The sequence below is a fragment of the Hamadaea tsunoensis DSM 44101 genome, from assembly GCF_000428945.1.
Classification (GTDB): Bacteria; Actinomycetota; Actinomycetes; order Mycobacteriales; family Micromonosporaceae; genus Hamadaea; species Hamadaea tsunoensis.
In genome coordinates, this window is sequence record NZ_AUAX01000015.1 from 97388 (window position 1) to 121770 (window position 24383).

The 24383-nt window shown below is 70.5% G+C and carries 27 protein-coding genes; 9 read left to right on the top strand and 18 right to left on the bottom strand.

Features of this window, described 5'->3' with window-relative positions:
• The first annotated feature begins 10 nt into the window (after positions 1 to 10).
• A complete protein-coding gene (locus G401_RS0121165; protein ID WP_027344078.1) occupies positions 11 to 910 on the top strand; it encodes a GNAT family N-acetyltransferase in 900 nt (299 codons plus the stop codon).
• 61 nt (positions 911 to 971) lie between these two features.
• Positions 972 to 1409 carry a hypothetical protein gene (locus G401_RS0121170; RefSeq protein ID WP_027344079.1) on the top strand — a complete coding sequence of 146 codons (438 nt, stop codon included), beginning with the start codon at positions 972 to 974 and terminating at the stop codon, positions 1407 to 1409.
• A gap of 35 nt (positions 1410 to 1444) precedes the next feature.
• Here G401_RS0121170 and G401_RS47265 read toward each other — a convergent pair whose 3' ends face one another.
• Entirely contained in the window at positions 1445 to 1897 is a 453-nt protein-coding gene (locus tag G401_RS47265; RefSeq protein WP_051366939.1) for a hypothetical protein, read from the bottom strand.
• A 174-nt stretch (positions 1898 to 2071) separates the two neighbouring features.
• Between G401_RS47265 and G401_RS0121180 the strand changes: the two genes are divergently transcribed.
• Positions 2072 to 3553 (top strand): alpha/beta hydrolase, encoded by a 1482-nt coding sequence (locus G401_RS0121180; RefSeq protein ID WP_027344080.1) that lies wholly within the window; start codon positions 2072 to 2074, stop codon positions 3551 to 3553.
• 113 nt (positions 3554 to 3666) lie between these two features.
• On the opposite strand, the gene G401_RS0121185 is transcribed toward G401_RS0121180, so the two are convergent.
• On the bottom strand, positions 3667 to 5235 hold the full coding sequence (locus G401_RS0121185) for an FAD-dependent monooxygenase (RefSeq protein ID WP_051366940.1): 1569 nt from the start codon (positions 5233 to 5235) through the stop codon (positions 3667 to 3669).
• 84 nt (positions 5236 to 5319) lie between these two features.
• The gene (locus G401_RS0121190) at positions 5320 to 5919 is read right to left on the bottom strand and encodes a TetR/AcrR family transcriptional regulator (RefSeq protein WP_027344082.1); all 600 of its coding nucleotides are present in this window, start codon (positions 5917 to 5919) and stop codon (positions 5320 to 5322) included.
• Positions 5920 to 6033: 114 nt separating this feature from the next.
• On the opposite strand from G401_RS0121190, the gene G401_RS47270 reads away from it, so the two are divergent.
• Positions 6034 to 7266 carry an MFS transporter gene (locus G401_RS47270; RefSeq protein WP_245601801.1) on the top strand — a complete coding sequence of 411 codons (1233 nt, stop codon included), beginning with the start codon at positions 6034 to 6036 and terminating at the stop codon, positions 7264 to 7266.
• Positions 7267 to 7284: 18 nt separating this feature from the next.
• Here the strand turns inward: G401_RS47270 and G401_RS0121200 are convergent, their stop codons facing one another.
• The 8 genes from G401_RS0121200 to G401_RS0121235 all read right to left on the bottom strand — a co-directional run bounded on the left by G401_RS0121200 (position 7285) and on the right by G401_RS0121235 (position 15117).
• Positions 7285 to 7893, bottom strand: a complete 609-nt coding sequence (locus G401_RS0121200) for a GNAT family N-acetyltransferase (protein WP_027344083.1) — start codon at positions 7891 to 7893, stop codon at positions 7285 to 7287.
• A gap of 53 nt (positions 7894 to 7946) precedes the next feature.
• Positions 7947 to 8633 carry an N-acetylmannosamine-6-phosphate 2-epimerase gene (locus tag G401_RS0121205; RefSeq protein ID WP_027344084.1) on the bottom strand — a complete coding sequence of 229 codons (687 nt, stop codon included), beginning with the start codon at positions 8631 to 8633 and terminating at the stop codon, positions 7947 to 7949.
• Complete coding sequence (locus tag G401_RS0121210; RefSeq protein WP_027344085.1) at positions 8630 to 9568, bottom strand: ROK family protein; 939 nt, start codon at positions 9566 to 9568, stop codon at positions 8630 to 8632. Before G401_RS0121210 ends, G401_RS0121205 begins: the two co-directional genes overlap by 4 nt.
• Complete coding sequence (locus tag G401_RS0121215) at positions 9565 to 10338, bottom strand: GntR family transcriptional regulator (protein ID WP_211240793.1); 774 nt, start codon at positions 10336 to 10338, stop codon at positions 9565 to 9567. Before G401_RS0121215 ends, G401_RS0121210 begins: the two co-directional genes overlap by 4 nt.
• Complete coding sequence (locus G401_RS0121220; protein WP_084557443.1) at positions 10335 to 11228, bottom strand: carbohydrate ABC transporter permease; 894 nt, start codon at positions 11226 to 11228, stop codon at positions 10335 to 10337. The genes G401_RS0121215 and G401_RS0121220 overlap by 4 nt, the downstream gene beginning before the upstream one ends.
• Complete coding sequence (locus tag G401_RS0121225) at positions 11221 to 12096, bottom strand: carbohydrate ABC transporter permease (protein WP_027344088.1); 876 nt, start codon at positions 12094 to 12096, stop codon at positions 11221 to 11223. Before G401_RS0121225 ends, G401_RS0121220 begins: the two co-directional genes overlap by 8 nt.
• A 95-nt stretch (positions 12097 to 12191) precedes the next feature.
• Positions 12192 to 13481: an ABC transporter substrate-binding protein gene (locus G401_RS0121230; protein WP_051366941.1), complete on the bottom strand. Its 1290-nt coding sequence runs from the start codon at positions 13479 to 13481 to the stop codon at positions 12192 to 12194.
• Between the two features lie 34 nt (positions 13482 to 13515).
• Entirely contained in the window at positions 13516 to 15117 is a 1602-nt protein-coding gene (locus G401_RS0121235; RefSeq protein WP_027344090.1) for an FAD-dependent oxidoreductase, read from the bottom strand.
• Between the two features lie 230 nt (positions 15118 to 15347).
• On the opposite strand from G401_RS0121235, the gene G401_RS0121240 reads away from it, so the two are divergent.
• Positions 15348 to 17045, top strand: a complete 1698-nt coding sequence (locus G401_RS0121240; protein WP_034592510.1) for a DUF4127 family protein — start codon at positions 15348 to 15350, stop codon at positions 17043 to 17045.
• Positions 17046 to 17151: 106 nt separating this feature from the next.
• Here G401_RS0121240 and G401_RS53055 read toward each other — a convergent pair whose 3' ends face one another.
• The 3 genes from G401_RS53055 to G401_RS47280 all read right to left on the bottom strand — a co-directional run bounded on the left by G401_RS53055 (position 17152) and on the right by G401_RS47280 (position 19463).
• Positions 17152 to 17619, bottom strand: a complete 468-nt coding sequence (locus G401_RS53055; protein WP_051366942.1) for a cupin domain-containing protein — start codon at positions 17617 to 17619, stop codon at positions 17152 to 17154.
• Positions 17620 to 17720: 101 nt separating this feature from the next.
• A complete protein-coding gene (locus G401_RS0121250) occupies positions 17721 to 18617 on the bottom strand; it encodes a S41 family peptidase (RefSeq protein WP_211240794.1) in 897 nt (298 codons plus the stop codon).
• A gap of 189 nt (positions 18618 to 18806) precedes the next feature.
• Positions 18807 to 19463 (bottom strand): ATP-grasp domain-containing protein, encoded by a 657-nt coding sequence (locus G401_RS47280; RefSeq protein ID WP_211240795.1) that lies wholly within the window; start codon positions 19461 to 19463, stop codon positions 18807 to 18809.
• 62 nt (positions 19464 to 19525) lie between these two features.
• Between G401_RS47280 and G401_RS56005 the strand changes: the two genes are divergently transcribed.
• Positions 19526 to 20137 carry a DUF3885 domain-containing protein gene (locus G401_RS56005; protein WP_157546024.1) on the top strand — a complete coding sequence of 204 codons (612 nt, stop codon included), beginning with the start codon at positions 19526 to 19528 and terminating at the stop codon, positions 20135 to 20137.
• Positions 20138 to 20163: 26 nt separating this feature from the next.
• Here G401_RS56005 and G401_RS58360 read toward each other — a convergent pair whose 3' ends face one another.
• The gene (locus G401_RS58360; RefSeq protein ID WP_281174199.1) at positions 20164 to 20289 is read right to left on the bottom strand and encodes a hypothetical protein; all 126 of its coding nucleotides are present in this window, start codon (positions 20287 to 20289) and stop codon (positions 20164 to 20166) included.
• Between the two features lie 141 nt (positions 20290 to 20430).
• On the opposite strand from G401_RS58360, the gene G401_RS47290 reads away from it, so the two are divergent.
• Positions 20431 to 21051, top strand: a complete 621-nt coding sequence (locus tag G401_RS47290) for a hypothetical protein (protein WP_211240796.1) — start codon at positions 20431 to 20433, stop codon at positions 21049 to 21051.
• 104 nt (positions 21052 to 21155) lie between these two features.
• Here the strand turns inward: G401_RS47290 and G401_RS0121270 are convergent, their stop codons facing one another.
• Both G401_RS0121270 and G401_RS0121275 read right to left on the bottom strand, forming a co-directional pair.
• A complete protein-coding gene (locus G401_RS0121270) occupies positions 21156 to 21428 on the bottom strand; it encodes a hypothetical protein (RefSeq protein WP_027344093.1) in 273 nt (90 codons plus the stop codon).
• Positions 21429 to 21592: 164 nt separating this feature from the next.
• Positions 21593 to 22078 (bottom strand): hypothetical protein, encoded by a 486-nt coding sequence (locus G401_RS0121275; protein WP_157546027.1) that lies wholly within the window; start codon positions 22076 to 22078, stop codon positions 21593 to 21595.
• A 295-nt stretch (positions 22079 to 22373) separates the two neighbouring features.
• Here G401_RS0121275 and G401_RS0121280 point away from each other — a divergent pair, with 295 nt between their 5' ends.
• On the top strand, positions 22374 to 23048 hold the full coding sequence (locus G401_RS0121280) for a cytidylate kinase family protein (RefSeq protein WP_027344095.1): 675 nt from the start codon (positions 22374 to 22376) through the stop codon (positions 23046 to 23048).
• Positions 23049 to 23079: 31 nt separating this feature from the next.
• Here the strand turns inward: G401_RS0121280 and G401_RS0121285 are convergent, their stop codons facing one another.
• Positions 23080 to 23919 carry an SDR family oxidoreductase gene (locus G401_RS0121285; protein WP_027344096.1) on the bottom strand — a complete coding sequence of 280 codons (840 nt, stop codon included), beginning with the start codon at positions 23917 to 23919 and terminating at the stop codon, positions 23080 to 23082.
• Between the two features lie 93 nt (positions 23920 to 24012).
• Between G401_RS0121285 and soxR the strand changes: the two genes are divergently transcribed.
• Complete coding sequence (soxR, locus tag G401_RS47295) at positions 24013 to 24378, top strand: redox-sensitive transcriptional activator SoxR (protein ID WP_051366943.1); 366 nt, start codon at positions 24013 to 24015, stop codon at positions 24376 to 24378.
• The last annotated feature ends 5 nt before the right edge of the window (positions 24379 to 24383 follow it).

Sequence of the window (24383 nt, forward strand, 5' to 3'; positions counted from 1 at the left end):
AGCGTGAGGCGTGCTCACCATTCGCCCCGCCGAGACCGACGAGGACCTGGAGGCCTGGCGTCGCGTACGCCTCGCCGTCCTGCCGTACGAACGCTGCTCCACTGTGGCGGAGATCCGCAGGTCCGTACGCCCGGGTCAGCTCCTGCTGCTCGCCGAACTCGACGGCGTCCTGGCCGGGCACGGGATCACCGCACCGTCGGACATCGCCGGACGGGCGTCGATCGCACCGCGCGTCCTGCCCGGGTTCCGTCGCCGGGGCGTCGGCACCGCGCTGCTGCGGGCGCTGGCCGGCCACGCGTACGCCGAACTGGGTTTCCGCCAGGTCAGGGCGCTTGTGGACGATCCGGAGTCGATGGGCTTCGCGACCCGGTTCGGCTTCGCGGAGATCGACCGCCAGGTCGAGCAGGTACGCGCGATCGGGACCGAGCCGCGGCCTCAGGCACCCGCGGGTGTCGAGATCGTCAGCATCGCGCAACGGCCGGACCTGTGGCCCCGCGCGTACGCCGACGTGGCCGCGGCGGCGGTGCACGACATGGCGCTGGAGGGCGACTTCCAGGTGACGCTGGAGCAGTGGGAGGCCGACTGGATCAACGCGCCGCAGGCGTCGTTCGTCGCCCTGACCCGCGAGCCGGACGAGCTGGTCGTCGGCCTGGCGTCGCTCCTGCTGGACAAGGACGTGCCCGACCGCGCGGAACACGGCTTCACCGCGGTACGCCGAGACCACCGCGGCCGCGGCATCGCGTCGGCGCTGAAGCGCCAGACCCTGTGGTGGGCGGCGGAGCACGGCATCACCGAGGTGTACACGTGGACGCAGCGCGGCAACGAGGACATGCGCCGGCTCAACGAGCATCTCGGCTTCGGGTACCGGACGATCAGCGTCACGGCCGAGCGGGAACTGCCGATCGTCTGAATCCGACGATCAGGTCACGGAGTTCGCCACCTGGCGCGGTCGGCCGATTAGCATCAGCGTCATGCCAGCGCGAGCGTCGGGCGTATTCCGGCGGACACCGATCGAGCGGTCGGACCAACGCGTTTCCTGGGAACGGCCCGATGAGGCCTTCTTCGCCTCCGGCGCCTGCCACATCCTGGCCTGGGTCTGCCGAGACACCTACCAGGACCGACCAGTCGCCCTCAGGGCGATGTTCCTCGACGGCGAACGGCATCCCCTGCACGTCTACGCCACCTGGGACCGGTGGGCCTTCGACTCCTCGGGCTGGAACCCCGAATCAGACCTGCTGAACGTCAACGCGGAGTTCGAAGGTCGCCCGACCGAGAGCATCGAGATCACCACCGACCTCGCCGAGTTCTGCCAGACGCATGTCCACCGCATGCCGCACCAGTACTGGCGCGACCCGGTCCCGCGCGCCCGCGCCTACGTGAACCGGTACCAGCCGCCCTGGCCCGGCTGAGACGCGCACCACGGAGAGCCCTGTCGGCGGACAAGTCACCGGTTGCGGCGCCACCACCGCCGGGTCGGTACCTCGGGCGCCGGGCCGACCGCCACCCCCAATGCCGTCGCGTACGCGACCAGGCCGTCTTCGGCGCCGTTCTTGAACCGCTTCATCACACGTTGGACCGGCCACACGGTGGAGCCGTCCGGGAGTACGAGCTCGACGTTGACCTCACCGTGCGGGTCCTGATCGTCCGTGCGCCACTGCGCACCCACCGCACGCCGGATGACCTCTCCGACGTAGGCCCCCACGGCGAACAAGCGTCCCCCGAGGTCCTTGTCCAGAAGTCCACCCGGACGCGCGCGGCCCGCGACGGACTGGTCGTCGAAGAACCGGTCGACCGCCCACAGACTCCCGGGGCTGAAGTCGGCGGGGTACCCCGAGGACGACAACGCCTGGGAGATCCAGGCAGCCGACCCGTCAAGGTCTTCGGCCAGTGACGCCACAGGGAACCTCCGCGATGGTCTCGGACCGGACAAGAGCAGGATCGTATCCCGGCCCGGATTGCCGCATTGCGGACGCACACACCTTACGGGTACGAGCAGGTTTTCCCCTGATGCCGCGACGCGAACGCCGACGCACTGTCGATTGTGTCCGATCCAAGAGGAAGGAAAGCATCCATGCGACGTACCATCGCCACACTCGTCGCCGTCGTCCTCGCGGCCGGCGCGGTTGGCCTGCCGGACACGGCCTCGGCCGCGACCGGGCGCATCTCATGGCAGCCCTGTACCGACGCACCCGACGTGCAGTGCGCCACCCTGACCGTGCCCGTCGACTGGGCCCGGCCTTCGGGGCCGACCGTCTCTCTCGCGCTGGTCCGGCGCCAGGCCACCGACCCGGCCCACCGCATCGGCTCGCTGGTGATCAACCCGGGCGGCCCCGGCGGCTCGGGCGTCAGGGTCGTCAAGCGGAGCGCCTGGCTCAGCCCCGCCGTGGCCAGCCGGTTCGACATCATCGGCTTCGACCCGCGGGGGGTGGGCCTGAGCAACCCGGTGCTGTGCGACGAGGCTGTGGAGCGCGAGGCGTTCCCAGCCGACCCGCAGAGTCCCGCGCAGTTCGCCGCCCTGCAGGAACACAACCGGCGACTCGACGCAAGCTGCCGCGCATTGACCGGCCCGGCCTACGACCACATGAACACCGCCGACGTCGCCCGCGACCTGGACGCCATCCGCGACGCCCTCGGCGAGCGGAAACTCAACTACTACGGGGTGTCCTACGGAACGCTGATCGGCCAGCAGTACGCCGAGCTGTTCCCGCAGCGCATCCGCACGCTGGTGCTGGACTCCGACATGGACCACAGCATCTCCTCCACGTGGCGGTTCATGCGCACCGAGACCGTCGGGCTGCAGGAGAGCTTCGACGAGTTCGTCGCCTGGTCGGACCGCACGGCCGACTCGCCGCTGCACGGCACCGACGTGCGGGCGCTGTTCGCCGACCTCTACGCCCGGGCCGGCCGCGGCGAGCTCACCCTGCCCGGCACCACCGACACGATGAGTACGCTGGACCTGCTCGGCCTGGTGCACGGCTCGATGTACGACCCGGACTGGCGTACGCTGGCCGCCGACCTGGCCCAGCTGGCCGCTCCGGAACCGGCTGTCGGCTATGGCGCGGCGGTGCCCGACCCGTTCCAGGCGATCTTCTGCCAGGACTGGCGGCTGCCGGTGAGCAGCTACTACGAGTGGGCCGCCTACAAGGCCGCGCTGGCGGCCATCACGCCCGACATGAAGATCTCCCCGCTGGGCCAGCTGGCCGTCGCCGGGTGCACCGGCCTGCCGGGTCCGGTCCGCAATCCGCAGCACGCGCTGCGCGTACAGGGGGCGCCGCCGATCCTGATGGTCAACAGCCGGTTCGATCCGGCCACGCCGTACCAGTGGGCCGAAGACGCGGCCCGGCAGAGCGGCGCGGTGCTGCTCACCTACGACGGCTGGGGACACGGCGCCTACTTCAAGGGCAGCGACTGCGTGACCGGCGCGGTCGACGACTACCTCGTCACCGGCGTGACACCGGCGCGCGGCACGCACTGCGCCGCCGTCCCGCCGCACGACAGCCTGCGGGCGTCCCCGCAGCCGAGCGGCTCCCCCACGCCGGGCCGCCTGTGGTGACCCGGACCGGCGTCGCCGGGTAGCGCTCCGCGGAAGCCGTTCCCCTCGGGGACCGGCTTCCGCGGCACGGTCTGCTGCGGCGCGGTGCCGCAGCGATCGGCGGATCGAACCCGTCAGCCGAACCAGATCTTGAGCGCTTCCCGGGCACTCGCCCGCAGTTCGTCGATCGCCGCCCCCGGCCCGTACGCCCACGCCACATACCCGTCCGGCCGGACGAGCAGGGCATCGGCCGGGGCCGGTACGCCGGACACCCGCGCGGTGACGAGGCGTACGTGGTCGTCACCGAAGTTCTCGAGCGCGCCGGTGAGGTCGAGCAGCACCGGCCGGCCGTCGCGCAGCAGTTCCCCGGCCCGGCCGACCGGACCGGTCAGGGGCAGGTCGGGCAGCCACCGGCCGAGCAGCGGATGCGCGGGCAGCCGGTCGCCGAACGTCGCGTACACAGCGTCCGCCCCCGCCATCAGATCGGCGACCCGCTGGAGGTTCGCGTCGTCGGTCAGCAGCCCGGTCACGAACTCCCGCAGGGCGGTGACGTTGTCGCCGGGCTCCAGCAGCTGCATCTGCGTACGCGTGTGCATCAGAACCCTCGTCCCCAGCGGAATCCGTTCGCTCTCGTACGAGTCGAGCAGCCCTTCGGGTGCCCAGCCGTGCACCTGCGCCGCCAGTTTCCAGGCGAGGTTGACGGCGTCCTGCATGCCCAGGTTGAGCCCGGGGCCGCCGACTCCTGAGTGGACGTGGGCGGCATCGCCGACGAGCAGGAGCCGGCCGTCGCGGTAGCGCGAAGCCTGCCGGGAGTTCACCCCGGGCCGGCGGCGCAACGATTCCGCCGGCCCGGCGTCGCCTTCGGGCAACGAGACGGGCAGCGGCCGCCCGAGGACGCGCTCGATCGCGGCGGCCAGTTCGGCCAGCGGGATCGGCCCCTCCGGCCCGGCGTCCGGCTGGTTCCACTCCAGGACCGAGACACGGAACCGGCCGGGCTGGAACACGCCGTAGACGAAGATCCCGGCGGCGAACCGGTGGAAGGCGTACGGGGGCAGGGAATCGATCGTCCCGTCGGCGGCGAGGGCGGTGGCATCGACGCTCACCGTGCCCTGGCGGGAGATGAAGCCCGTGTCGGTGATCCCCGGGAAGTCGATCCCGGCCGCCTTGCGGACCAGGCTGCGCCCGCCGTCGGCGCCGACGGCGTACCGGGTGCGCAGCCGGTCGCCGGTCGCCAGGGTCAGCGTCACGCCGTCGGCGTCCTGCTCGACGGCCGTGACCTCCTGTCCCCGGCGGACGTCGACGCCCAGCCGGGCGGCCCGGGCGGCGAGCAGCTCCTCGATGCGCCGTTGGGGAATCGGCAGCATGTACACGGGATTGTTGTCCCGCAAGCGATGCAGCTCTAGGCCGAGCCCGCCGAACTGGAACGCCGGCGCCGGCCGGGGCGGTCCGGCTTGACCGCTGAACTCCTCGAACAGGCCGCGGTAGTCGAGCATCTGCACGACCCGGCCGACGAGGCCGTTGGCCTTGGGGATCGGACTGGGCCCGGTGAGCCGTTCGAGCACCACCGGGCGTACGCCCGCGGTCGCCAGTTCGCACGCCAGCAGCAGGCCGTTGGGGCCGCCGCCGACGATGACGACGTCTTCTGTCGCGAGGTCTTCTGTCGCGAGGTCTTCTGTTGCGAGGTCTTCTGTTGCGATGGGCATGACTGTTCCTCCCCGGAACACGGGTATGCGCCAGCGTCCGGCGGCCACGGGGGCCGTCGGTCCACACAGGACTGAAAGGTCGGGTTACCTCGGCGCGGGGAGCCCCGCGGCGATCTGCCGCAGCCCGTCCTCGATCAACGAGGCCATGGGCGGCACGGGTGGCTCGGACTGCATCCAGCGGTCGGTGGCCACGTAGACGGCCGCGGCGACGGCCGCCGCGACCAGGTGCGGATAGAGATCTTTGTCCAGGTCGGTACCGGTCCGGTCGGCGACGGCCACGGCCATCTCCCGCTCGGTGCGCCGCGACAGCTTCAGGTACTCGCCGGTCATCTCGGGCGCCTGCATCATCGCGCGTACGCCCGCCTGCCAGCCTTCGGGAGCACGGGACTCACCCTCGGCCGTGTACTGCTCGACGACCGCCGCGATGACCGCGTCCCAGAGCGGCTCGCCGGCGGGCCGCTCGCGCACCGCGACGGCCGCGGCCTCCGAGCGGGCCAGCGCCCGCCAGTAGATGGCCTCGAACTTGCTGGTGAAGTAGTTGTTGAAAGTCCGCGCGGACACCCCGGCGGCCGCCGCGATGTCCTCGACGCGCACGTTCTCGATGCCGCGCTCCACGGCCAGATGCAGCGCCGCCCAGCTCAAGGCCTCGCGGGTCTGCTCCTTCTTCCGCTCACGCAAGCTCATGCCACGACAGTACGCCCAAAGCTGCGGGCCACGCAAGAATGCGTGGTACGTAAAATTACGGACCACGCAAATTTAGCTCGGAACGGCCTGGACACGGGCAGTAGCATGATCGACATGTTGCCGCCGCGCGGAGTGCCCCGCGTCCTCGCGGTCGCACAGCTGACCAACTCGCTGGGCGACGGAGCGTACTTCGTGTGCTCGGTGGTGTACTTCACCCACATCGTCGGGCTGTCGCCGACGCAGACGGGTCTCGGCCTGACGCTGGGCTGGGGCGCCGGATTCCTCGCGGGCATCCCGTTCGGACAGCTGGCCGACCGGTTCGGCCCCCGGGGCACCTCGATCGCGGTGGCCCTGCTGATCGCGGCCACCCTCGGCGCCTTCCTCCTCGTACCCTCCTTCCCGTGGTTCGTGCTGGCCGCGTGCGCGTACGCCTGCCTGCAGACGGGTTTCGGCATCACCCGCCAGACGCTGCTCGCGGGACTGGTGGCCGCCGAGGAACGGACGCGGACGCGCGCCTACCTCCAGGCGGCCGGCAACGGCGGGATGGCGGTCGGCGCGGCGCTCGGCGGCCTGGCCCTGACGGTGGGAACGGCCACCAGTTACCACGTCGCGTTCGCCGTCGACGCGCTGTGCTTCCTGATCGCCGCCGCGGTCCTGTCCCGGCTGCCGTCCGTCGCCCCTTCCCCGCGCCGGGCGGGCGGCGAGCCGCGCCTGGCCGTGCTCCGCGACCGCCGCTACACCGTCGTCGCCGCGCTCAACATGGTGATGATGCTCTACATGCCGATGCTCAGCGTCGTCGTTCCTTTGTGGATCGCCGAGCGTACGCACGCGCCGCGCTGGATGGTCTCCGCGGTCCTCGTGGTCAACACGATCTCGGTCATGGCCTTCCAGGTCCGCATGGCCCGCCGGATATCCAGCCTGGCCGTCGCCGCCCGGTCGATCCGCTGGGCCGGCGCGGTCATGGGACTGGCCTGCGCGGTCTTCGCGCTCAGCGCGTACGGCACGTCGGCGTGGCCCGCCGCGGCGGCGCTGCTGGCCGGGGCGCTCATCCAGGTGTTCGCCGAGATGATGCTGGTCTCCGGCGGCTGGGAGCTGAGCTTCGGCCTCGCGCCCGACGGCAAGACCGGCCAGTACCAGGGATTCTTCAGCATGGGCATCGCCGTGGCCCGCATGCTGGGTCCGCTGCTGCTGACGACGCTGATCCTGAACGGCGGTCCGGCCGGCTGGCTGGTCCTCGGGCTCGCGTTCGCCGCCGCAGGGGCGGCGATGGTCCCGGCGGTCCGCTGGGCGACCGTCCCGGTCCAGGCGCCCGCCACCGCCGCCGTCTCGGAGCCGGTGTCCCCCTGAGCACGACGGCCGGCGACCCTATGCCTCGGGGAAGTCCAGGCGCATCACGATTCGGCGGGCGGTCGGACGGCTGACCTCGCGCAGTCCGGCGGCGAGGAACGTGTTGCGGGACCCCACGTTCATCTCGCCCCAGGAAATGTTCTGACCTTCCTTCGGCACCATCGGGTACGCCTCGACCGCTTGCGCGCCATGAGTTCTGGCGTACTCGACGGCGGCCACCGCGAGCGGCCGGGTCAGCTGCCGGCGGCGATAGCCGGCCCGGATCGCGAAGCACACGATCGCCCACACATCCGGGTCTGCGGGGTCTTCGTTGCGGCCGGTCCAGGGCACCGAGGAGCCGCGCAGCCGGCGGTAGTTCGCCCGCGGTTCGACGGCCACCCAGCCGACCGGTTCACCGTCGAGGTACGCGACGAGCCCGGTGGTGGCCGGCGCTTCGGGGTGGCCGCAGTCGGTCTCCTCGCGCAGCCGCTGCGCCCGTGCCTCGGGCGGCATGTCGAACCAGTCGTGGTCGCCGAGCTTGATCCGCTGGCACTGACAGGTCGCCGCGCCGCCGCGGCCGAACACGGTCTGCAGGTCGTCCCAGCTCGCCTCGTTGGCCGGGACGACGGTCACGGTGTCTTGCGCCATGCGTCCTGGCTACCACACCGGACCGACATCCCGCACGCGGAACGATGAGTCGTTCAGGCCGCCATCGCGGCCTGGTACTGGCCCGTCAGCCAGGCGGGCGACGTGATCGCCGTCCCGACCACCACGGCCCACACCCCCGCGTCCAGAGCCGCGCGCGCCTGTTGCGGCGAGTGGATCCGGCCTTCGGCGATCACGGGTACGCCGAGCTTGCCCGCCAGTGCCGCGGCGAGCTCCAGATCCGGGCCGGCCGGCGGTCCTCCCGGACCGGTGTAGCCGGACAGCGTCGTGGCGACCGCGTCGGCGCCCGCGTCGACCGCGGCCAGGCCTTCATCCACTGTGGATACGTCGGCGAGGACGAGCGCCCCGGTCTGCCGGTGCACGGCCGCGACAGTGTCGGCGAGCGTACGCCCGTCCGGTCGGGGCCGGGTCGTGCCGTCGACGGCCACGATGTCGGCGCCCGCCCGGGCGACGTCCAGGGCGTGCCGGGCCGTCGGGGTGATGTAGACGCCTTCGTCGCCGTCTTTCCAGAGCCCGATCACGGGGGTCGTGACGAGCGCCCGGGTCCGGCGGACGACCTCGACGCCGTTGACGCGTACGCCGACCGCGCCCGCGCGTACCACCGAGGCGGCCAGGCGGGCCAGCACCTCCGGGTCGCGCATCGGGTCGCCGGGCGGGGCCTGGCAGGAGACGACGAGGCCGCCTCGGATCGCGGCCAGCGCCGATGCTGCGGCGTCGGTCATCGCAGGGTCCTTCCGTTGACGAGATCGCGGGCCAGGGCGGCGGCGCCGATGACGCCGGCCCGCGTACCGAGGACTGCCGGGGTGAGCGCGGGCGCGGCCGGCGGCAGGAGTTCGGCGTGGAAGGCCGCGCGCAGTGGCTGCCACCACACGTCACCGGCCTCGGCGACTCCCCCGCCGACCACGACCGTCTCCGGGTCGAGCAGGTTGGCCACACCGCCGAGGGCGCGGCCGAGCACGGTGGCCGCGTGCGTCACGACGGTCGCGGCCCGCGGATCGCTCTCGGCGAGCGCGATCACCTCCGCCGTCGTGGTCACCGGCAGCCCGGCGCGTCGGGCGGCGCGCAGGATCGCCGGCCCGGCCGCGGCCGCCTCCAGGTGGTCGCGGCGGCCGCACGAGCACAGGTCGTCCCCCACTCCGGGCACCGGGATGTGGCCCAGGTGCCCGGCCACACCGCTGAACCCCGGCAGGAGTACGCCTTCGCGGACCACCGCGCCGCCGATGCCCGTGCCGACGGCCACCACGAGGACGAGCCCGCCCGTGCTTGCGGTGCCGTGGCGGGCTTCGCCGAGGCCGGCCGCGCGTACGTCGTTGTCGACGGCGACCGGCAGGCCGAGCCGCTCGGACAGCAGGTCGGCGACGGGGGTGCCGGCCCAGCCGCGCAGCAGGTCGGTGGCCGAGACGACGACGCCGCGCCGTGCGTCCACGACTCCGGGCGCCCCGACACCGACCGCCGCGATGGTTCCGACGGCTTCGCGGCGGACCTCGTCGGCCAGGCGCGCGGCGGTGTCCAGGATCGCCGCGGCCCCTTCGGCCGCCGGGGTCGGTGCGACGCGGATGGCGTACGCCCGCCCGTCGCCGTCGACCGCCGCGACCGCGGTCTTGGTGCCGCCGATGTCGACGCCGATGACGAGGTCGTGATCAGGACCGGCCGTCATCGGCGTACTCGTCGGATGGTCGCGGAGAAGTCGTAGCGGTCGCCGCGGTAGAGGGTGTCGGCGCGCTCGACGATGCGGCCCTGGCTGTCGATGCCGATCCGCCGCACGTGCAGCGCGGCCGTGCGGGCCGGTACGCCGAGCAGGTCGGCGAGGTGCTTGCCCAGGTTGACCGCGCTGGTGGTCTGCTGGGCGCGCTCGACGCGGATGCGGTACCGGCGTTCCATGAGGTCGTAGAGCGAGCCGTCCAGGTCCTGTTCGAGCAGCTTCGGGAACAGCCGGGCGGGCAGGTACGCCTGCTCGTGCGCGACCGGGATGTCGTCGGCGGAGCGCAGCCGCTCGATGCGGTACGCCGCCGCCCCGGGCTCGATGCCGAGGTCCTTGGCGGTGGCCGCGTCGGCCTCGACGGCTTCGGCGGCGATGAGCCGGGAGCCGGGCCGCAGGCCGCGGGCGCGCATGTCCTCGGAGAACGAGGACAGCGCCAGGTCCTTGGAGACCTTGGGTTCGGTGACGAAGGTACCGACCCCGCGGACGGCGTAGATCAGGCCGTCGTCGGTGAGCGCGCGCAGGGCCTGGCGGATGGTCATCCGGCTGACCTCGAAACGTGCCGCGAGCTCGCGTTCGGGCGGCAGCATCTCGTGCGGGGCCATCCGCTCGGCGACCTCCTGGCGCAGCACCTGGCGCAGCCAGGCGTGCTTGGCGACGGCCGGTCCCTCGGTCTGCTCCATCGACACTGCTCCCACCTGGCCGTCGGCGGCCGTCGGCGCGCTCATCCCTTCAACCCCGTCTGGGCGAGGCCGGCCACGAACTGGCGCTGCGCGATGATAAACACCGCGAGTACGGGCAGGACCGTCAGTGTCGTCGCGGCGAGCTGAATATTCCAGATGTTGCCGCCGTAGGCGTCGGTGTACTGGGTCAGCGCGAGCGGCAGGGTGAACTTGTCCTTCGTGGACAGGTAGACGAGCGGTTCCAGATAGCTGTCCCAGGTACGCAGGAACGTGAAGATCGCCACCGCCGCCAGGGCGGGCCGGGCGAGCGGCAGGGCGATGCTGCGGAACAGCCCGAACCGGCCCAGCCCGTCGAGACGGCCGGCCTCTTCCAGTTCCGCCGGCAGGGCCAGGAAGAACTGGCGCATCACGAAGGTGCCGAGGACGCTCGGCGCGCCGAAGATCGGGATGATGATCAGCGGCCAGTGGGTGTCGATGAGGCCGAGCGACTGCACCATCCGGAACAGCGGCACGATCGTCACCTCGGCCGGCACCAGCATGCCGGTCAGCACCACGAAGAACAGCGCGTCGGCCCCCGGGAACCGGATGCGGGCGAAGGCGTACCCGGACAGGGCCGAGACCGCCATCGTGCCGACGGTGACCAGGGCGGCGATGTAGAGGCTGTTGAGGTACTGGTGCGCGAACGGCTGCAGCTCGAACACCTGCTTGTAGTCCGACCACAGCGGGTGCGTCGGGAACAGCTTCGGCGACCGGCTGTAGATGTCGTTGGCCGGTGACAGCGAGGCGGTCACCATCCACCAGGTCGGGAACAGGAACGGGATGGCCAGGACGGTCATGACCACGTAGAGGGCGATCTTCGCCCAGCGCGGCAGCGACAATGCGCGGCTGCGGCTGTCGGCGCGCTTCTGGTTGTTGTCGGCGCTCCTGCTACTCATTGACGACCCACCTCTTGCGCATCTGCCACTGGATCGCGGTCAGCACCAGGACGATGGCGAACAGCAGGACCCCCAGGGTGCTGGCGTAGCTCAGGTCGTGGGCCACGAAACCCTGCTTGTAGAGGTCGTAGACGAGGACGTTGGTGGAGTTGCCCGGACCACCGGCCGTGAGCACCTGGATCGGCGCGAAGACCTGCAACGAGCCCACCACCGTGATGATCGACGTCAGCAGCACGGTCGGCGTGATCAGCGGGAACGTGATCCGCCAGAAGGTACGCCACCGCGACGCCCCGTCGAGGGCGGCCGCCTCGTACAGGTCCTCCGGTACGCCCTGCAGCGCGGCCAGGAACAGCACCATGTTGAGCCCGACGTTCTTGATCGTCTGGGTGACGATGACGGCGATCAGGGCCGTACCCGGCTCGTGCAGCCAGTTGGGCCCGGTGATGCCGACCTTGGCCAGCAGCGCGTTGATGCCGCCGGTGCCCTGCAGCAGGGTGCCCGACACGATCGCCCACGCCACGAGGGAGACCACCACCGGGGAGAAGAAGATGGTCCGGAACAGCGCGGTGCCGCGCAGCCGCTGGTTGAGCAGGACCGCCAGCAGCAGCGCCAGGGCCAGGTTGAGCACGACCAGCCCGACGGAGAAGAACAGCGTCGCGCGCAGGACCGCGCCCAGCGCCGGGTCGTGTGCCAGCTGCTTGTAGTTGGCGAGCCCGGCCCAGTCGAACGTGCCGGCGAGCACGTTCCAGCTGTGCAGGCTGTACCAGACCACCGCGACGATCGGCCAGCCGACGAAGGCGGCCCAGCCCAGCAGTTGCGGTGCGACGAACAGGTAACCGGCGACCGCGTCGCGGCGTCGGGCGGTCATCCGGTGGTTCCGGCGGCCCCGCCCGGGCGGCGGCCGGTGTCCCCGGCCGCCGCTACGGGTGTCCGCCGCGGATGCGGTCGAGACGCTCATGACTGTCAGCTGCCCGCGCTCAGCAGCGGCTCGACGGCCTTGCAGACGCCCGCGAGCGCCGCGGGAACGTCCGCTCCCTGCTGGTAGTACGCGTCCATCGCGGCCCGGACGGCCTCGTCGATCTTCGCGTACCCGGAGTGGCTCGCCTTGACGGTGCCGTTCTTGATGCCGTTGATGACGACGCTGTCCAGCTGCTCCGCCGTCAGCAGCGGGTTGGCCGCCTTCAGCGTGGTCGCGTTCAGCAGCGACGTGCGCGGCGGCGGGAAGTACTGCGCCAGCTTCGCCGAGTTGTCCGGGTTGCTGAAGAAGGCCAGGAAGTCCGCGGCCGCCTGCGGGTGCTTGGCCTTGCCGAAGACGCCGATGCCGGCCTGGCCGAACAGCTGCTGCGCACCGGCGGTGCCGGCCGGCAGCGGCGCGACGCCCCACTTGAACTTGGCGTCCTTGAGGGTCGAGGCCCGGGAGATCTGGGTGACGGTCATCGCCGAGTCGCCGGCGAAGAAGTCCGCCGCCGTGCCGGGCGGCGGCATCGCCTTGTCGGTGTAGACCGCGTTGTGCAGGAACGTCATCGCGTCGACCATCGACTGGCTGGTGAACTGGCAGGTCTTGCCGTCGGCCGACCACGGCGCCGCGCCGTAGCCCGCCCACAGGGAGGCCAGGTTGTCCCAGATCTTGTAGTCGAAGTCGCGGATCACCAGGCCGAACTTGCCCGGCTCGGCGGCCGGCACCTTCGCGGCCGCCTGCTCGGCGGCGGTCCAGGTCCACTGGTTGGCCGCGATCAGCTGGTCGGGGGTCTGCGCGCCGGCCTTGGTCAGCATGTCGGCGTTGTAGAACATGACGAACGGCGACGTGGAGAACGGGTAGCCGTAGAGCTTGCCGTCGGCGGCCCACAGTTTCGTGGTGGCCGGGGCGAGGTCGTCGTAGTTGTAGCCGGCCGTGCCCTTGAGGGTCGGGGTCAGGTCGGTCAGCGCGCCCGAGGAGACGAAGTCGGGCGCGTCCTTCTCGAAGATCCACGCGAGGTCCGGCGAGTTGCCGCCGGCCACCTGCGTGGTGAGCGCGGTGGTGTAGCTGGCGAACGGCAGCGCGTCGAACTTCACGGTGACGTTCGGGTGGGTGGTCTTGTAGTCCGCGGCGATCTTGTCGAACAGGGCGAGCTGGTCCTTGTTCGCGGTCCAGACCGTCATGCGCAGCGAGACCGGGCCGTTGGCGTCCTCGGCCTTGTCACCGCCGCCACAGCCGGCGGCCGCGAGGGCCAGACCGGCCGCGAGTACGCCGGCCATCCAGCGCAGTCGCTTCATATCCTTGTCCTCCAGGGGAAATGGTGAGGGGTTCCTAGTAACCCGTGATCCGGGGCCAGGCGAGTTCGACGCCCTCGCGGGCGAGGCCCGCCCGGAAGTCGTCGAGGAGACCGGCATCGGCGTGCACCGCGGCGGGAGTGGTGGCGTTGTCGAGGCAGTACGCGGCCAGCGCGCCGGCCGCCTCCCCGACGTTCCACTCGACCGGGTGCAGCCGGTAGCAGCCGTTGGTGATGTGGGTGGTGCCGATGTTCTTCGCGGCGGCCAGCAGGTTGACGGTCCGCTGCGGGATCAGCGCGCCCAACGGGATCTCGAAGGGGCAGGCGCCGACGTCGAGGTAGGTGTCCCCGTCGGTGGTGGGGTGCAGATCGATGCGGTACATGCCCACGCCGATCGAGTCCGGATAGGACACCGCGCCGCGGTCGCCGCGTACGGCGAGGGAGAGGTCCTGCTCGACGACCGTGGTCCGGGCCCGGATGCGCCGCGACTCGCGCAGGTAGGGCGCCTGGGCGAAGCCGTCGGCCGTGCCCACGACGTCGCCGCGCAGGCGCAGGCCGGGGAAGCCCGTGCCCCCGTCCGGCCGGGGGGCTTCGGTCTGCAGCCAGTAGAGCAGCGACAGCGACAGCTCCCGGGACTCGGCGTACGCGAGGCGGGCGTCGTCTTCGGGGACGTCGATGACCGGCCGGACGAAGTAGTCCATCTGCGGCCAGTTGACGAGCGTGATGTCGCTGGCGTACGCGCCCGGCGTGAACAGGTCGCGGGCCGCGATCCGCCGGAACGTCCACAGGTTCGGCCCGCTGGCCACCCGGCTCTGGTCGGCCACGACGTCCAGCGGGTCGTCGCCGGGGTTCGGGACGAACGCGCCCGTCACCGGTTCCAGCGTGCGGGGTTCGGGCCAGCGCAGCGACAGCATCTTGTCCGGCCAGCAGTCGGGCTGGTAGTCGCGCCAGCGGGCGTACGCCGCCGGGCGGTCGATGGTGTGGTCGCCGTCGACGTGGTCGAGCGCGAAGCACCAGGACAGGCCCTGCCAGTTGGCGGGCTGGGCCGCCTCCGGCGCGCTCGGTTCACCGGTCTCGGAGCGCGCCTCGAACCCGGTGACGTACTCGACCCCGGCCAGCGGCAGCAGATCGCCGGCCTCCGTAGCGTCCAGAATGTACGGCGCGGTCGCGGTCAGCTCGGCGCCGATGTCGATGTGCCGCAACGTGACGGCGGTGATCCGGTCGCCGTCGACGTCGGCGGCCACCGGGCGGTAGCCGCGCAGGACCCGCAGCGCGCCGCCGCTCTCGTACGGGGCGAGCATCGCGTCGATGACGGCCGCGGCGACCCGGGGCTCGTGGCACAGCTTGCTGACCCAGCCGGCGCCCGGGTTGAGGTGCGACTGCGCGCGGGCCGCCGGAGTCAGCGGGTACCAGCGCCGGTAGTGCTCGCGGATGCCGTCCCGCAGTGCCCGGTAGCTCGCCGTCACGCCGAAGCTCTCGACCCAGGGGTGCTCGTCCGGCGGGACCGCCTGGCTCGTCAGCTGGCCGCCGAGCCACGCGTACTCCTCGGTCAGCAGCACGCGCCGCCCGCGGCGCAGGGCCGCGAGGGCGGCCGCGACCCCGCCCAGCCCGCCGCCGACGACGAGGACTTCGCTCGACATTTCCTTCACGATGACTCCCAAGAGCTCTAGACCTCATCTGCTCAGGTCTAGACCACAGTCGTCATCAGCAAGTGCCCTTGTCAAGCCCATGATCATGGCCTGTGACCGGGACCACACCTTGACTCCGGGAGAAGCGCGGGTCTAGCGTCGGCTCGTCACAGGTCTAGACCTGGCCTGACTAGGACTAGACCACAGAAACTCCGGTATGCACCCCCCTGAACGGAGGATCCGTGCGCTTCACCCGATCCCTCGGCGCGCTGACTGGTGCCGCGACGCTCGCCGTCGCCGTACTGGCCGTCGCGCCCCCCGCCACGGCGAACGGGCCGGCGGCCGCCCGCCCCGGCGAAGCCCGCCCGCTGGGCCGCGTCGCGCTGGTGCCGCTGGACGACCGGCCGGTCAACCTGCTCGCGCCGGCCGCCACCGCGGCCCTCGCCGGGCTCGCGGTCACCACGCCGCCACGCGATCTGCTCGGCCGGTTCACCACGCCCGGCGACCCGGTGGCCGTCGGGCAGTGGCTCACCAGCCAGAACGACGCCGACGCGTACGTGGTGTCGACGAGCATGCTCGCCTACGGCGGGCTCGTCGCCTCGCGAACGGCGGCGATGTCCGAGGCGGACGCCCAGTCCCACATCCAGCCGATCAAGGCGGTCCGGCAGGCCCACCCGAAGACGCCGCTCTACGTCTTCGACACCATCCAGCGCCTCGCCCTGACCGGCCTGACCGTCAACGGCACCGACTACGCCACCCTCGTACGCGAATGGGCGATCCTCTACGACGAGGTCGTCAACCTGGGCATGACCCAGTACCAGGCACAGCTCGACGCCAAGCGGGCGCAGATCCCGGACGAGGTCCTCGCCGACTACCTCGCCGCCCGGCAGCGCAACCACGACATCAACGAGCAGATGGTCCGCTGGGTGGCCGACGGCACGATCGACGACCTCGTCCTGGGTGAGGACGACACCGCGCCCTACGGCCTGGAGCGGGCCGAGCGCGTCCAGCTCGAACAGCTCGTCGCCCAGCTCGGTGTCGGCGACAAGGTGCAGATCTTCCCGGGCGCCGACGAGATCGACGCCCTGCTCGTCGCGCGCTACGTGCTCACCAAGCTCAACGTGCACCCGTCGGTGGCCGTCCAGTACGCCGGCGTCGACGGCAGCGCGTTCACCGCGGCGCTGGAGGACATCCCGTTCGCCGACAACATCACCCGGCACCTGGCGGCGCTCGGCCTGAAGGTCGACCCGGCGTCGTCGGTCCACCTGCTGGTGAACACGCCCTCGGCGACCGGGGCCGACCGCGGCGCCGACCTCGACCGCTTCGTCGCCCAGGCCGCGGACCTGCTGGGCCAGGGCAAGAGCGTGATCGTGGACGACCCGGTCATCGTCAACAAGGCCGACCACGACCTGGTCACCCGGATGCAGGACCGCCTGCCCCTGCTCGACCTGCTCGGCTACTCCGGCTGGAACACCGGCGGCAACTCCCTCGGCCTCGCGCTGGCCGAAGGCCTGTCCCGGTACGCCTTCCTGGAGGCGACCCGCCAGCCGCTGCGCCACGGCATCACCCCCGCCATCGCGCTGACGGCCGCCGACGCGCACGTCGAGTACCTGCTGAAGCGCTTCGTCATCGACGACCGGTGGAAGAACGACGTGCAGCCGGCGGCCATCGCGTACGGGCAGTCGCAGGGCTGGAACACCAACAGCCTGACCGACGAGCAGTACACGCCGATGAACCAGTGGGTGGTAGACCACCTGACGCCGACCACCCAGGACTACTACGACCGCTACTTCGGCGGCCGCCGGGTCCTGGTCGGCTACCTGCTCGGCCACCCGGTCACCGCCCGCGTCGCGAGCCTGGACTCGGTGACGGTGCACCTGCCGTGGCCGCGCCTGTTCGAGACGGAACTCCAGGTCTCGACGAGCCTGAAACTGATCTGAACCGTACGGTTCAACCGCTCCCGAGCAGGGTCGCCGCCGTTCCTGGTGGCGGCCCTGCTCGGCCATCGCCGATCTCCGGAGTGGGACGGGCGCAGCGAGACAGAGTTCAGCGAGGCTCGGACAGCCCGATCGGCGGGCCGGTGAAGTCCAGCCAGTTCGCCCGTCCGAGATCGGCGATTCCCTCCGGGCCAACCGGTCCGGCCGCCTCGGCGAACTGCTCGAAGAACCGCTCGATGCCGGCCGGAGTAGTGACGATCAGCAGCCGGCCCGGCTCGTCGCCGACATTCTGGAAGGCGTGCGGGAGGCCCCGGGGGCCGAAGGCCAGACCACCTGCGGACGCGTACAGCATCTCGTCGCCTGCCTTGAACCGGAACTCGCCCGCGAGCACGTACCACAGCTCGTCTTCGCGCAGGTGGCTGTGCAGGCCGGGACCGGCCTCGGGTGGAACGAGGAATTCGAGCACCGTCATCGAGCCGTTGGTCCGCGGCGTGTCGGCCTTGATCGTCACCTCCCCGCCGATCGGCGCGGGCAGTGTCACGCCGTCGCCCGCAGCCACAGCGAACGCCCTGGTCATGAAATCAGGTTAACCGCAGGCCCCGCCGGAATGTGCGGGTGTTCGTCCATGAAGCGGCTACCCGTGGGAGCGGCCTTCGACCGGCAACAAGCTGGGCTGTGTCAGCCTGCCAGCCGGGCGAGAGCCAACGCGTACGCCTGGTCGAGTGCCTCAGCGGCAGCGCAGGGGACGTCCGGCTGCACACCGATGCCTTCCCAGTTCGCGCCCGAGACGGGGTTGACGGCTCGGCCCGTGGGGACGGTGACTTCCAGGTGCGGGTGCACGGTCCAGCCTCTGCACGGATGTGCGCCGCCGCGGGTAGGCTCGCCGACCACAACGGCGCGGCCGAGCTGCTGCAGGTCGTACGCCAGTTCCTCAGCGGCGGAGAAGGTGCTCTCGCTGGACAGCAAGTACAGGGGCTTGCTGCCGCCGAAGCGCGCGCCGGGAACGTGCGGCAGGCTCCAGGACTGCTCGCTGCGCTCGCCCGCGCGCCAGTACATGGTGTTGAGGTGGGTACGCTCGTCCAGGAGGTAGCTGCAGACGAAGGCAACCGTGTCCGGGTCGCCGCCCCGGTTGGCGCGGAGGTCCACGATCAGCGCCCGGGCGCTGGAGGCCAGCGTGAGCGCAGCACTCACCGGCTCGGCGGCCCACTCCAGCGGAAACAGCATCGGCGCCAGCTCCACCACGGCGACCCCACCGTCGAGCAGCTCCACCCGCGGCGCACCGCCCAGCGAGGTGTCGAAGTCCCGGCGCATGGACGCCAGGGTCGCCGCGCCCTGCTCGGGGGACACCGGGTCGGCGTGGTACTTCAGTCTCAGGTGCCTGTCCTCGTTGACGGACTGCAGGTCCGCGGTGACCAGACCAGCGAGCTCCTCAGGACCGTCGACGTCGTAGGCGCCTGCGGCGAGGCGTCGTTGCAGCAGGTCGGCGAGCTGCTCGGCGACCTCGGGGAAGACGTATTGCCCGGTCAGCAGCCGGGCCGTCTCCTCGATGACAGCGGCAGACTGTAGCTTCGTCAAGATCGTCACGGCAGGGAGTAGAACACTGCCTGAGGAAAAGGTCAAAAGCGTGGAACCTGCCGGCCTTCCTCCGACGGAACGGTCGCCGCCGTGCGGAGCAGGCTATGACGCGCGAACCGTTGGTCCCGGTCCAGGACGCTGCCGGCCGGCAAGGCGGCACGAAGCACCACATCGAGCACCCGATCAGGATCAGCCTGGTAGCAATCCACTGGCCCAGGCCGCGTTCGCCTCGATGACGGCCCACCCGTCGGCGGTGTCGCCGATGTCGATGACCACCGCGCTGGGAAGGCTCGCACCGACCTCGGCCAAGAGTTCCATACCGAAGGCGAGCGCATCAGCAGGCGCATCGGCGATGTGCAGGCGACCGTTCTCGGCGTACTGGCTGGCCGCGTGGATCTGCCCGTCGAGGACGAACAGCCGGTATTCGCTGGATAGATCGATCAGGTCGCTGACCAGCACCACGGTGTCCGCATCCACAGCGTCGGAGCCGGGCAGCCGGGTCCCGTCGCTGTAGATCATCGCCTTGATGCTCTTGTCGTTGGGCGACTTGATGAAGGCGGGCGAGCGTAGCTGCCACGCGCGGCTGATCGGCACCGCCTCGACTCGGCGGCGGACCAACGGGCGCGGCAGCCGGGCCAACCAGTCCATCGGCGCTTCCAGCAACGCGATACCCAGCTTGCCGGCGACGGCATCGGCGAAACCTGGTCCGGCGTGCACATGCTCAGCGGTCAAGCCAGCTGGAACGGCGAACGTCGGCAGCTGCACGGTCGCCAGGCCACGCTGTTGCGCAGCCGCTCGGATCGCGCCCGCAGATGCGGTCAGCCGGGGCGGAAACACCAAGGTCACCAGCCGCATCATGCCCAATCGGCGGCGTACTCACCAGGGAATTGATCAACTATCTTGTAGACATGAGCGGCGAAGTCCAATCCGTCGAGGTGACTAGACTTGACGCCGCCTGGAACAGCTCGTGGCCAGGCTCTCCGCCTGCGGCCGACCCGCTGCGCTACCAGTTCGCAGGGCAATGGGTTCGATTCCACACCCTCCCGAATGCGAAGCGGTACGCAACTTCGGCGGCCGAGCACGCCGAAATCTTGCGCCGCCATCACACATTGCTGGAAGCGCTCCTCGGCGACGCCATGCCCGGCGCCGGAACACTGGTAGCGGTCACCTGCTCGTGGTCGTCGACTTCGTCACCGACTCCGCGAGATCCGGCAGTCGCCGCGACCACCCCGGACGCCGTCCATTGGCGAAGCGACGACTTGGCAACAGAACCAGGCTTCCAGTCGTGGCAGCACCATTACGCCACCCCGCTCACCATGGCTGATCCCGCGCTTGACCGGCTTCTTTTGTGCGTGGCCGACGACATGACCGACGGCGTCATCCTGACCAACACCACCTGTGACTGGGTCTTCCACCCTTATGACGGCGGTGCAGACATTTTCACCAACAGCACCGAGGACCGTGACCGGCTCTCGGCCGCGTATGCCGATTGGCTGCCACCGAGCCCGTCAGGTGCATGATTCAGGAAAGTCCACTCTGAATATCCCTACGCCGAGGTGAGTCCAGGGCGGACCGGCGGCGACGGAGGCGCGACCGACCGCGGGTCGTAGCTGACACAGCCGGCCGTACCTGTGGCGAACAGCAGCGCGACGACCGTCCCCCGTACCTTCACGTGGCGAGCATAGGTGCCACGGCCCTCCTGCGGACCCACCGGTGCCGCGCCATGGTGACAAGGTCTGCGCGTGACCGCGAACTGGCCGGAAGCCGCAGTGCTTCCCACACGATCATGCGTGCCCCATGGAAGGATCACTGCATGGGCGAAAATCGGCGTCGCTGGGTGAACACCACGCACGACTGGTCCGCGCTGGTTGATCACGGGCATCTCGCCGATGTCCGGGTTCACCGTGAGCGGTACGCGCCCGGCGGTCTCGTCCACCTCGTTCTTGAGGTCGTTGCCTACGCCAATGACGAGGCCGAAGCGTCCGGCCGCACGGGTCGATGCGCGGTGACGCTGTTCCGCGACGGATCGGTGGCGGTGGCCGACGACGGCCGCGGTACCGAAACCCGCCTGGATGAGGACGGCAGGCCCGTCAGGAAACCGGTGATGGCCACCAAGGATCTGCGCTTCTTCGACGGCCCGCCGTCCGCCCACCTGCCGAACGGTGCGCCGCGGCGGGGAATGTCCATTGTGGCTGCGCTCAGCGAGTGGCTCACCCACACCAATCGGCGCCGGGCCGGGTCATGGACGCAGCGCTACGCGAACGGAGTTCCCGTGACCGGGCTGGTCACCATCGGCGAGGACGGAACAACGGGAACGACCGTGCGCTTTCTGCCCTGCGCCGCCGCGCGTCCCCGCAAGCCGGTGACGCCCGCCGAGCTCCGTGGCTTCGCAGCTGGCTTCCCGCATGTCGACGTCCTGTTCGTGACTGCTTGACCGGCCGCCCGCTTGATCATGTTTGACCCGCCCCGGGCTGACGCTTCGGTGGCCGCGTTAGTTGTCAAAACTGTGGATGCAGAGCACCATCGCCCGCGAACGGCTCAGTATGCTTGCGTGCGCGGCATTACATCGCGCAGTCCCTCCGCCGCGTAGTGAAACGCCGTAACAGCTTTGTGGACGGCGTGGAACGCTTTGTTCGCAGGTGACGGGATGTCCCAGGCCTGGAGCGTGGAATTGATCAGAAGTTCCCGTTTGCCCGCCAGCGTGACCTCGCTGACCCGAAACCTCGTGCTCCATCCGATGCCGTCCGGATCCACCAGGTCCGCTCGATAGATGTTCGGCTCTTCGCACTCGATCCTACGGATCTCCCACACGGCAACCTCCGGGTACTAGTTTGGCCCAGTTGGAGATCTTCGTACTCATGATCGTGGTGAGTTTTGGCCCCGGTCTTCGTGGACTGGCGGACCGTCCCACACCAGCCGATCTGGTCGTTCTCGGGGCGGAGTTCGTCCGGTAGCGGAAGAACGCCGGGCGCGCATCAGCTGCGGTCCTCGAAGCTGATTTCGATGAGTCCGTCGTCCGCCCACCGCCTGAGCAGCATAGCCAAGAGGTGCCAGAATGCCTCAATCGCCTGTCGGATCCGATCCAGTATGTCGTTCACCAAGTCGTCACGAACGACACTTTCGATCGCCTTTGCAGCGTCGACCTGCTCTAGGAACTGGCTGACTCCGGCCCGCAGATACTCAAGATCTTGAACTATCGCTGCGGCGAAAGCGGCTTCCCCTCCTGTGCCGGATGGGCGTACGAGCCTCCCGCGCAGAGAAGATGCGGTGATCCGCATCTTCTCTGCTATCTGGTCCATCTGGGCCCGGACGAGGTCGTCCCGGATGCCGTGAAAGCAGGTCGCAAGCTCGGCTACGCCGGCTTCCGCATAACCCAACGACGTCCCCATCTTGCCGATCAGTCGGTTGGACTGCGGCGAAGCCAGCGAACGGTCGTGGGAGCCGTGGTGTTCGTTTCTCATGGCCAACATCTTTAGCCATGTGGCCGCGCTCGAACATCCGCACATCGGCAATCCTCGAGGTCGTCGAGGTCCCAGCTGATGCCAACCGGAGGACTCAGCGATGGTACCGGGCCGTCGTACCAGCGGCCGGTCATCGGCAGATCCGAATAGGCGAAGCGTTGGTCAGAGCGTGATCGACCCTGGCCGTCGTGCGATGCGGCAGTCACTCTCACTCGGGTACCAGCAGGCACGAAAGGGGCCGGCGCGCATAAGCTCGGCCCGGACCGGCGGAATCGCGCGACCCGGAGGGCAGGGCATGGACCAGGGCACCCGTGACGAGATGCTCTACTGCCTGGCGGAGGCTGTCGAAGCCGTCTCGGTCGCGCACCCCACCCGGGTCGCCGTCGACGGACCGCCCGCCGCCGGCAAGACCACCCTCGCCGACGAACTGGCCAGCATCCTGCGTGCGCAGGGCCGCGAGGTCATCCGCGCGACGATCGACGACTTCCTCTTCCCTCGGGCGCAGCGCTATCCACGCGGCGAGTACTCGGCCGAAGGCTGCTACTACGACACCCACGACTACAACGCGCTGAACAAGGTTCTCCTCGATCCGCTCGGCCCGGGCGGGGATCGACGCTTCCAACCGGCGATCTACGACCACGACGCCGATACTGTCCTGTCCCCGCCGGTCACTACCGTCCCGGCCGACGCCGTGCTGCTCTTCGACGGCGTCTTCCTCCTGCGCCCGGAACTGCTCGATCGGTGGGAGCTGCGCGTGTTCGTGTCGACGGCACTGGAGGACACCGTGGACCGAGCCGTGATCCGGGAACGCGAAGTGTCCTCCCGGGCCGACGTCGAACGGCGCTGGCGCGAGCGTTACATCCCGTCCCAACAGCTCTACCTCGCCACGGCCCAGCCGACCCGGCACGCCGACATCGTCGTCCACAACGATGAACCCCGCCGGCCGCGCTGGGAGATCCGAACACGCTGACGTACGCGACCGTCCAGCCGACGGCCCGTGCTCAGCGGAAGTCGGACACGTGGTCGGCCGCCCACTGGGCGAACGTTCGCGCCGGCCGGCCGAGGACCACCGCCACGTCGTCGGTCACCGGTTCCGGTGTCTCGATCAGCGTGGCCCACGAACGCAGGGCCAGGTCCGCGAACGCCGGGCTGCCCATCGCGGCGGCCAGCATCGGGCGTAGCTCGTCGGCGGTGATCTCCTCCCAGCGCAGGTCGCGGCCGATCGACTCGCCGATGAGGCGTACCTGGTCGGCCTGGGTGACCGTCTCCGGTCCACTGAGGACGTAGGTGCGCTTGTCGTGGCCGTCCGAGGTCAGGGCCTCGACGGCCACGGCCGCGATGTCGTCCTCGTGCACCATCGACCGGGCCGCCGCGCCGTACGGCCACCGCACCACGCCCTCGGCCCGGATCTGCGCCGCCCAGCCGAGCGCGTTGGTCGCGATGCCGGTGGGGCGCAGCATCGTCCACGGCAGACCGGCGTCGTCGACGGCCCGCTCCACCAACGCCCAGAACGACTGCGGATCCGCCTCGGCGGAAGCGGCCGACACGTACGCCACGTGCGGCGAACCCGCCTCGGCAAGCACTTCGGCCACCCGCGGGGCGAGCTCGGCCGTGGTCGCCGGGTCGACGAACGGCCAGACCAGGAACACCCCGTCGACGTCCGCCAGGTGCGGCCGCAGCGAGGCTGGATCGGCCAGGTCCGCCGCGACCACTTCCACCCCTGCGGGCAGCTTCGCCCGGCTCGGATGGCGGGTCACCGCGCGTACGCCGTGGCCCGCGGCCGCCAGCCGCTCCACGACCCGCCGCCCGACGTTGCCGGTCGCTCCGGTCACGAGAATCATGGTCTCCTCCAGGGAATTCGGGTGAACTCGATGCAGTCGACGCTAGAACTTCAACATTTGTTGAAGTCAACGGAGCGCGGGCATACTCGGAGCGTGAAGCTCGACACGTCCTTCGACTGGCACGAGCCCGGCCTGACCATCGGCGAGGTGTCCCGCCGCAGCGGCGTCGCCACGTCGGCCATCCGGTTCTACGAGGCCAACGGGCTGCTCAGCAGCGACCGCACGGCCGGCAACCAGCGCCGCTACCACGGTGACGTGATGTGCCGGCTCGCGATGATCGAGGCCTGCCAGCGCGTCGGCCTCACCCTCGCCGAGGTACGCGACGCGCTCGCCCCCCTCCCGCCCCGGCACGCCCCGACCCCGGAGGACTGGAAGGTGCTCGCCGAACGGCTGCGTACCGAGGCGCAGTCCCGGATCGACCAGCTGAGCCAGGTGCTGCGGGAGCTCGCTCCGCAGTAGCCCGG

Bases quoted from the DNA above. Each gene is read 5' to 3' on its own strand.
- G401_RS0121170 (WP_027344079.1), top strand. From the start codon at position 972: ATGCCAGCGCGAGCGTCGGGCGTATTCCGGCGGACACCGATCGAGCGG.
- G401_RS0121180 (WP_027344080.1), top strand. From the start codon at position 2,072: ATGCGACGTACCATCGCCACACTCGTCGCCGTCGTCCTCGCGGCCGGC.
- G401_RS0121185 (WP_051366940.1), bottom strand. From the start codon at position 5,235: ATGCCCATCGCAACAGAAGACCTCGCAACAGAAGACCTCGCGACAGAA.
- G401_RS0121190 (WP_027344082.1), bottom strand. From the start codon at position 5,919: ATGAGCTTGCGTGAGCGGAAGAAGGAGCAGACCCGCGAGGCCTTGAGC.
- G401_RS47270 (WP_245601801.1), top strand. From the start codon at position 6,034: ATGTTGCCGCCGCGCGGAGTGCCCCGCGTCCTCGCGGTCGCACAGCTG.
- G401_RS0121200 (WP_027344083.1), bottom strand. From the start codon at position 7,893: ATGGCGCAAGACACCGTGACCGTCGTCCCGGCCAACGAGGCGAGCTGG.
- G401_RS0121205 (WP_027344084.1), bottom strand. From the start codon at position 8,633: ATGACCGACGCCGCAGCATCGGCGCTGGCCGCGATCCGAGGCGGCCTC.
- G401_RS0121210 (WP_027344085.1), bottom strand. From the start codon at position 9,568: ATGACGGCCGGTCCTGATCACGACCTCGTCATCGGCGTCGACATCGGC.
- G401_RS0121215 (WP_211240793.1), bottom strand. From the start codon at position 10,338: ATGAGCGCGCCGACGGCCGCCGACGGCCAGGTGGGAGCAGTGTCGATG.
- G401_RS0121220 (WP_084557443.1), bottom strand. From the start codon at position 11,228: ATGAGTAGCAGGAGCGCCGACAACAACCAGAAGCGCGCCGACAGCCGC.
- G401_RS0121225 (WP_027344088.1), bottom strand. From the start codon at position 12,096: ATGACCGCCCGACGCCGCGACGCGGTCGCCGGTTACCTGTTCGTCGCA.
- G401_RS0121230 (WP_051366941.1), bottom strand. From the start codon at position 13,481: ATGAAGCGACTGCGCTGGATGGCCGGCGTACTCGCGGCCGGTCTGGCC.
- G401_RS0121235 (WP_027344090.1), bottom strand. From the start codon at position 15,117: ATGTCGAGCGAAGTCCTCGTCGTCGGCGGCGGGCTGGGCGGGGTCGCG.
- G401_RS53055 (WP_051366942.1), bottom strand. From the start codon at position 17,619: ATGACCAGGGCGTTCGCTGTGGCTGCGGGCGACGGCGTGACACTGCCC.
- G401_RS56005 (WP_157546024.1), top strand. From the start codon at position 19,526: ATGAGCGGCGAAGTCCAATCCGTCGAGGTGACTAGACTTGACGCCGCC.
- G401_RS47290 (WP_211240796.1), top strand. From the start codon at position 20,431: ATGGGCGAAAATCGGCGTCGCTGGGTGAACACCACGCACGACTGGTCC.
- G401_RS0121275 (WP_157546027.1), bottom strand. From the start codon at position 22,078: ATGAGAAACGAACACCACGGCTCCCACGACCGTTCGCTGGCTTCGCCG.
- G401_RS0121280 (WP_027344095.1), top strand. From the start codon at position 22,374: ATGGACCAGGGCACCCGTGACGAGATGCTCTACTGCCTGGCGGAGGCT.
- G401_RS0121285 (WP_027344096.1), bottom strand. From the start codon at position 23,919: ATGATTCTCGTGACCGGAGCGACCGGCAACGTCGGGCGGCGGGTCGTG.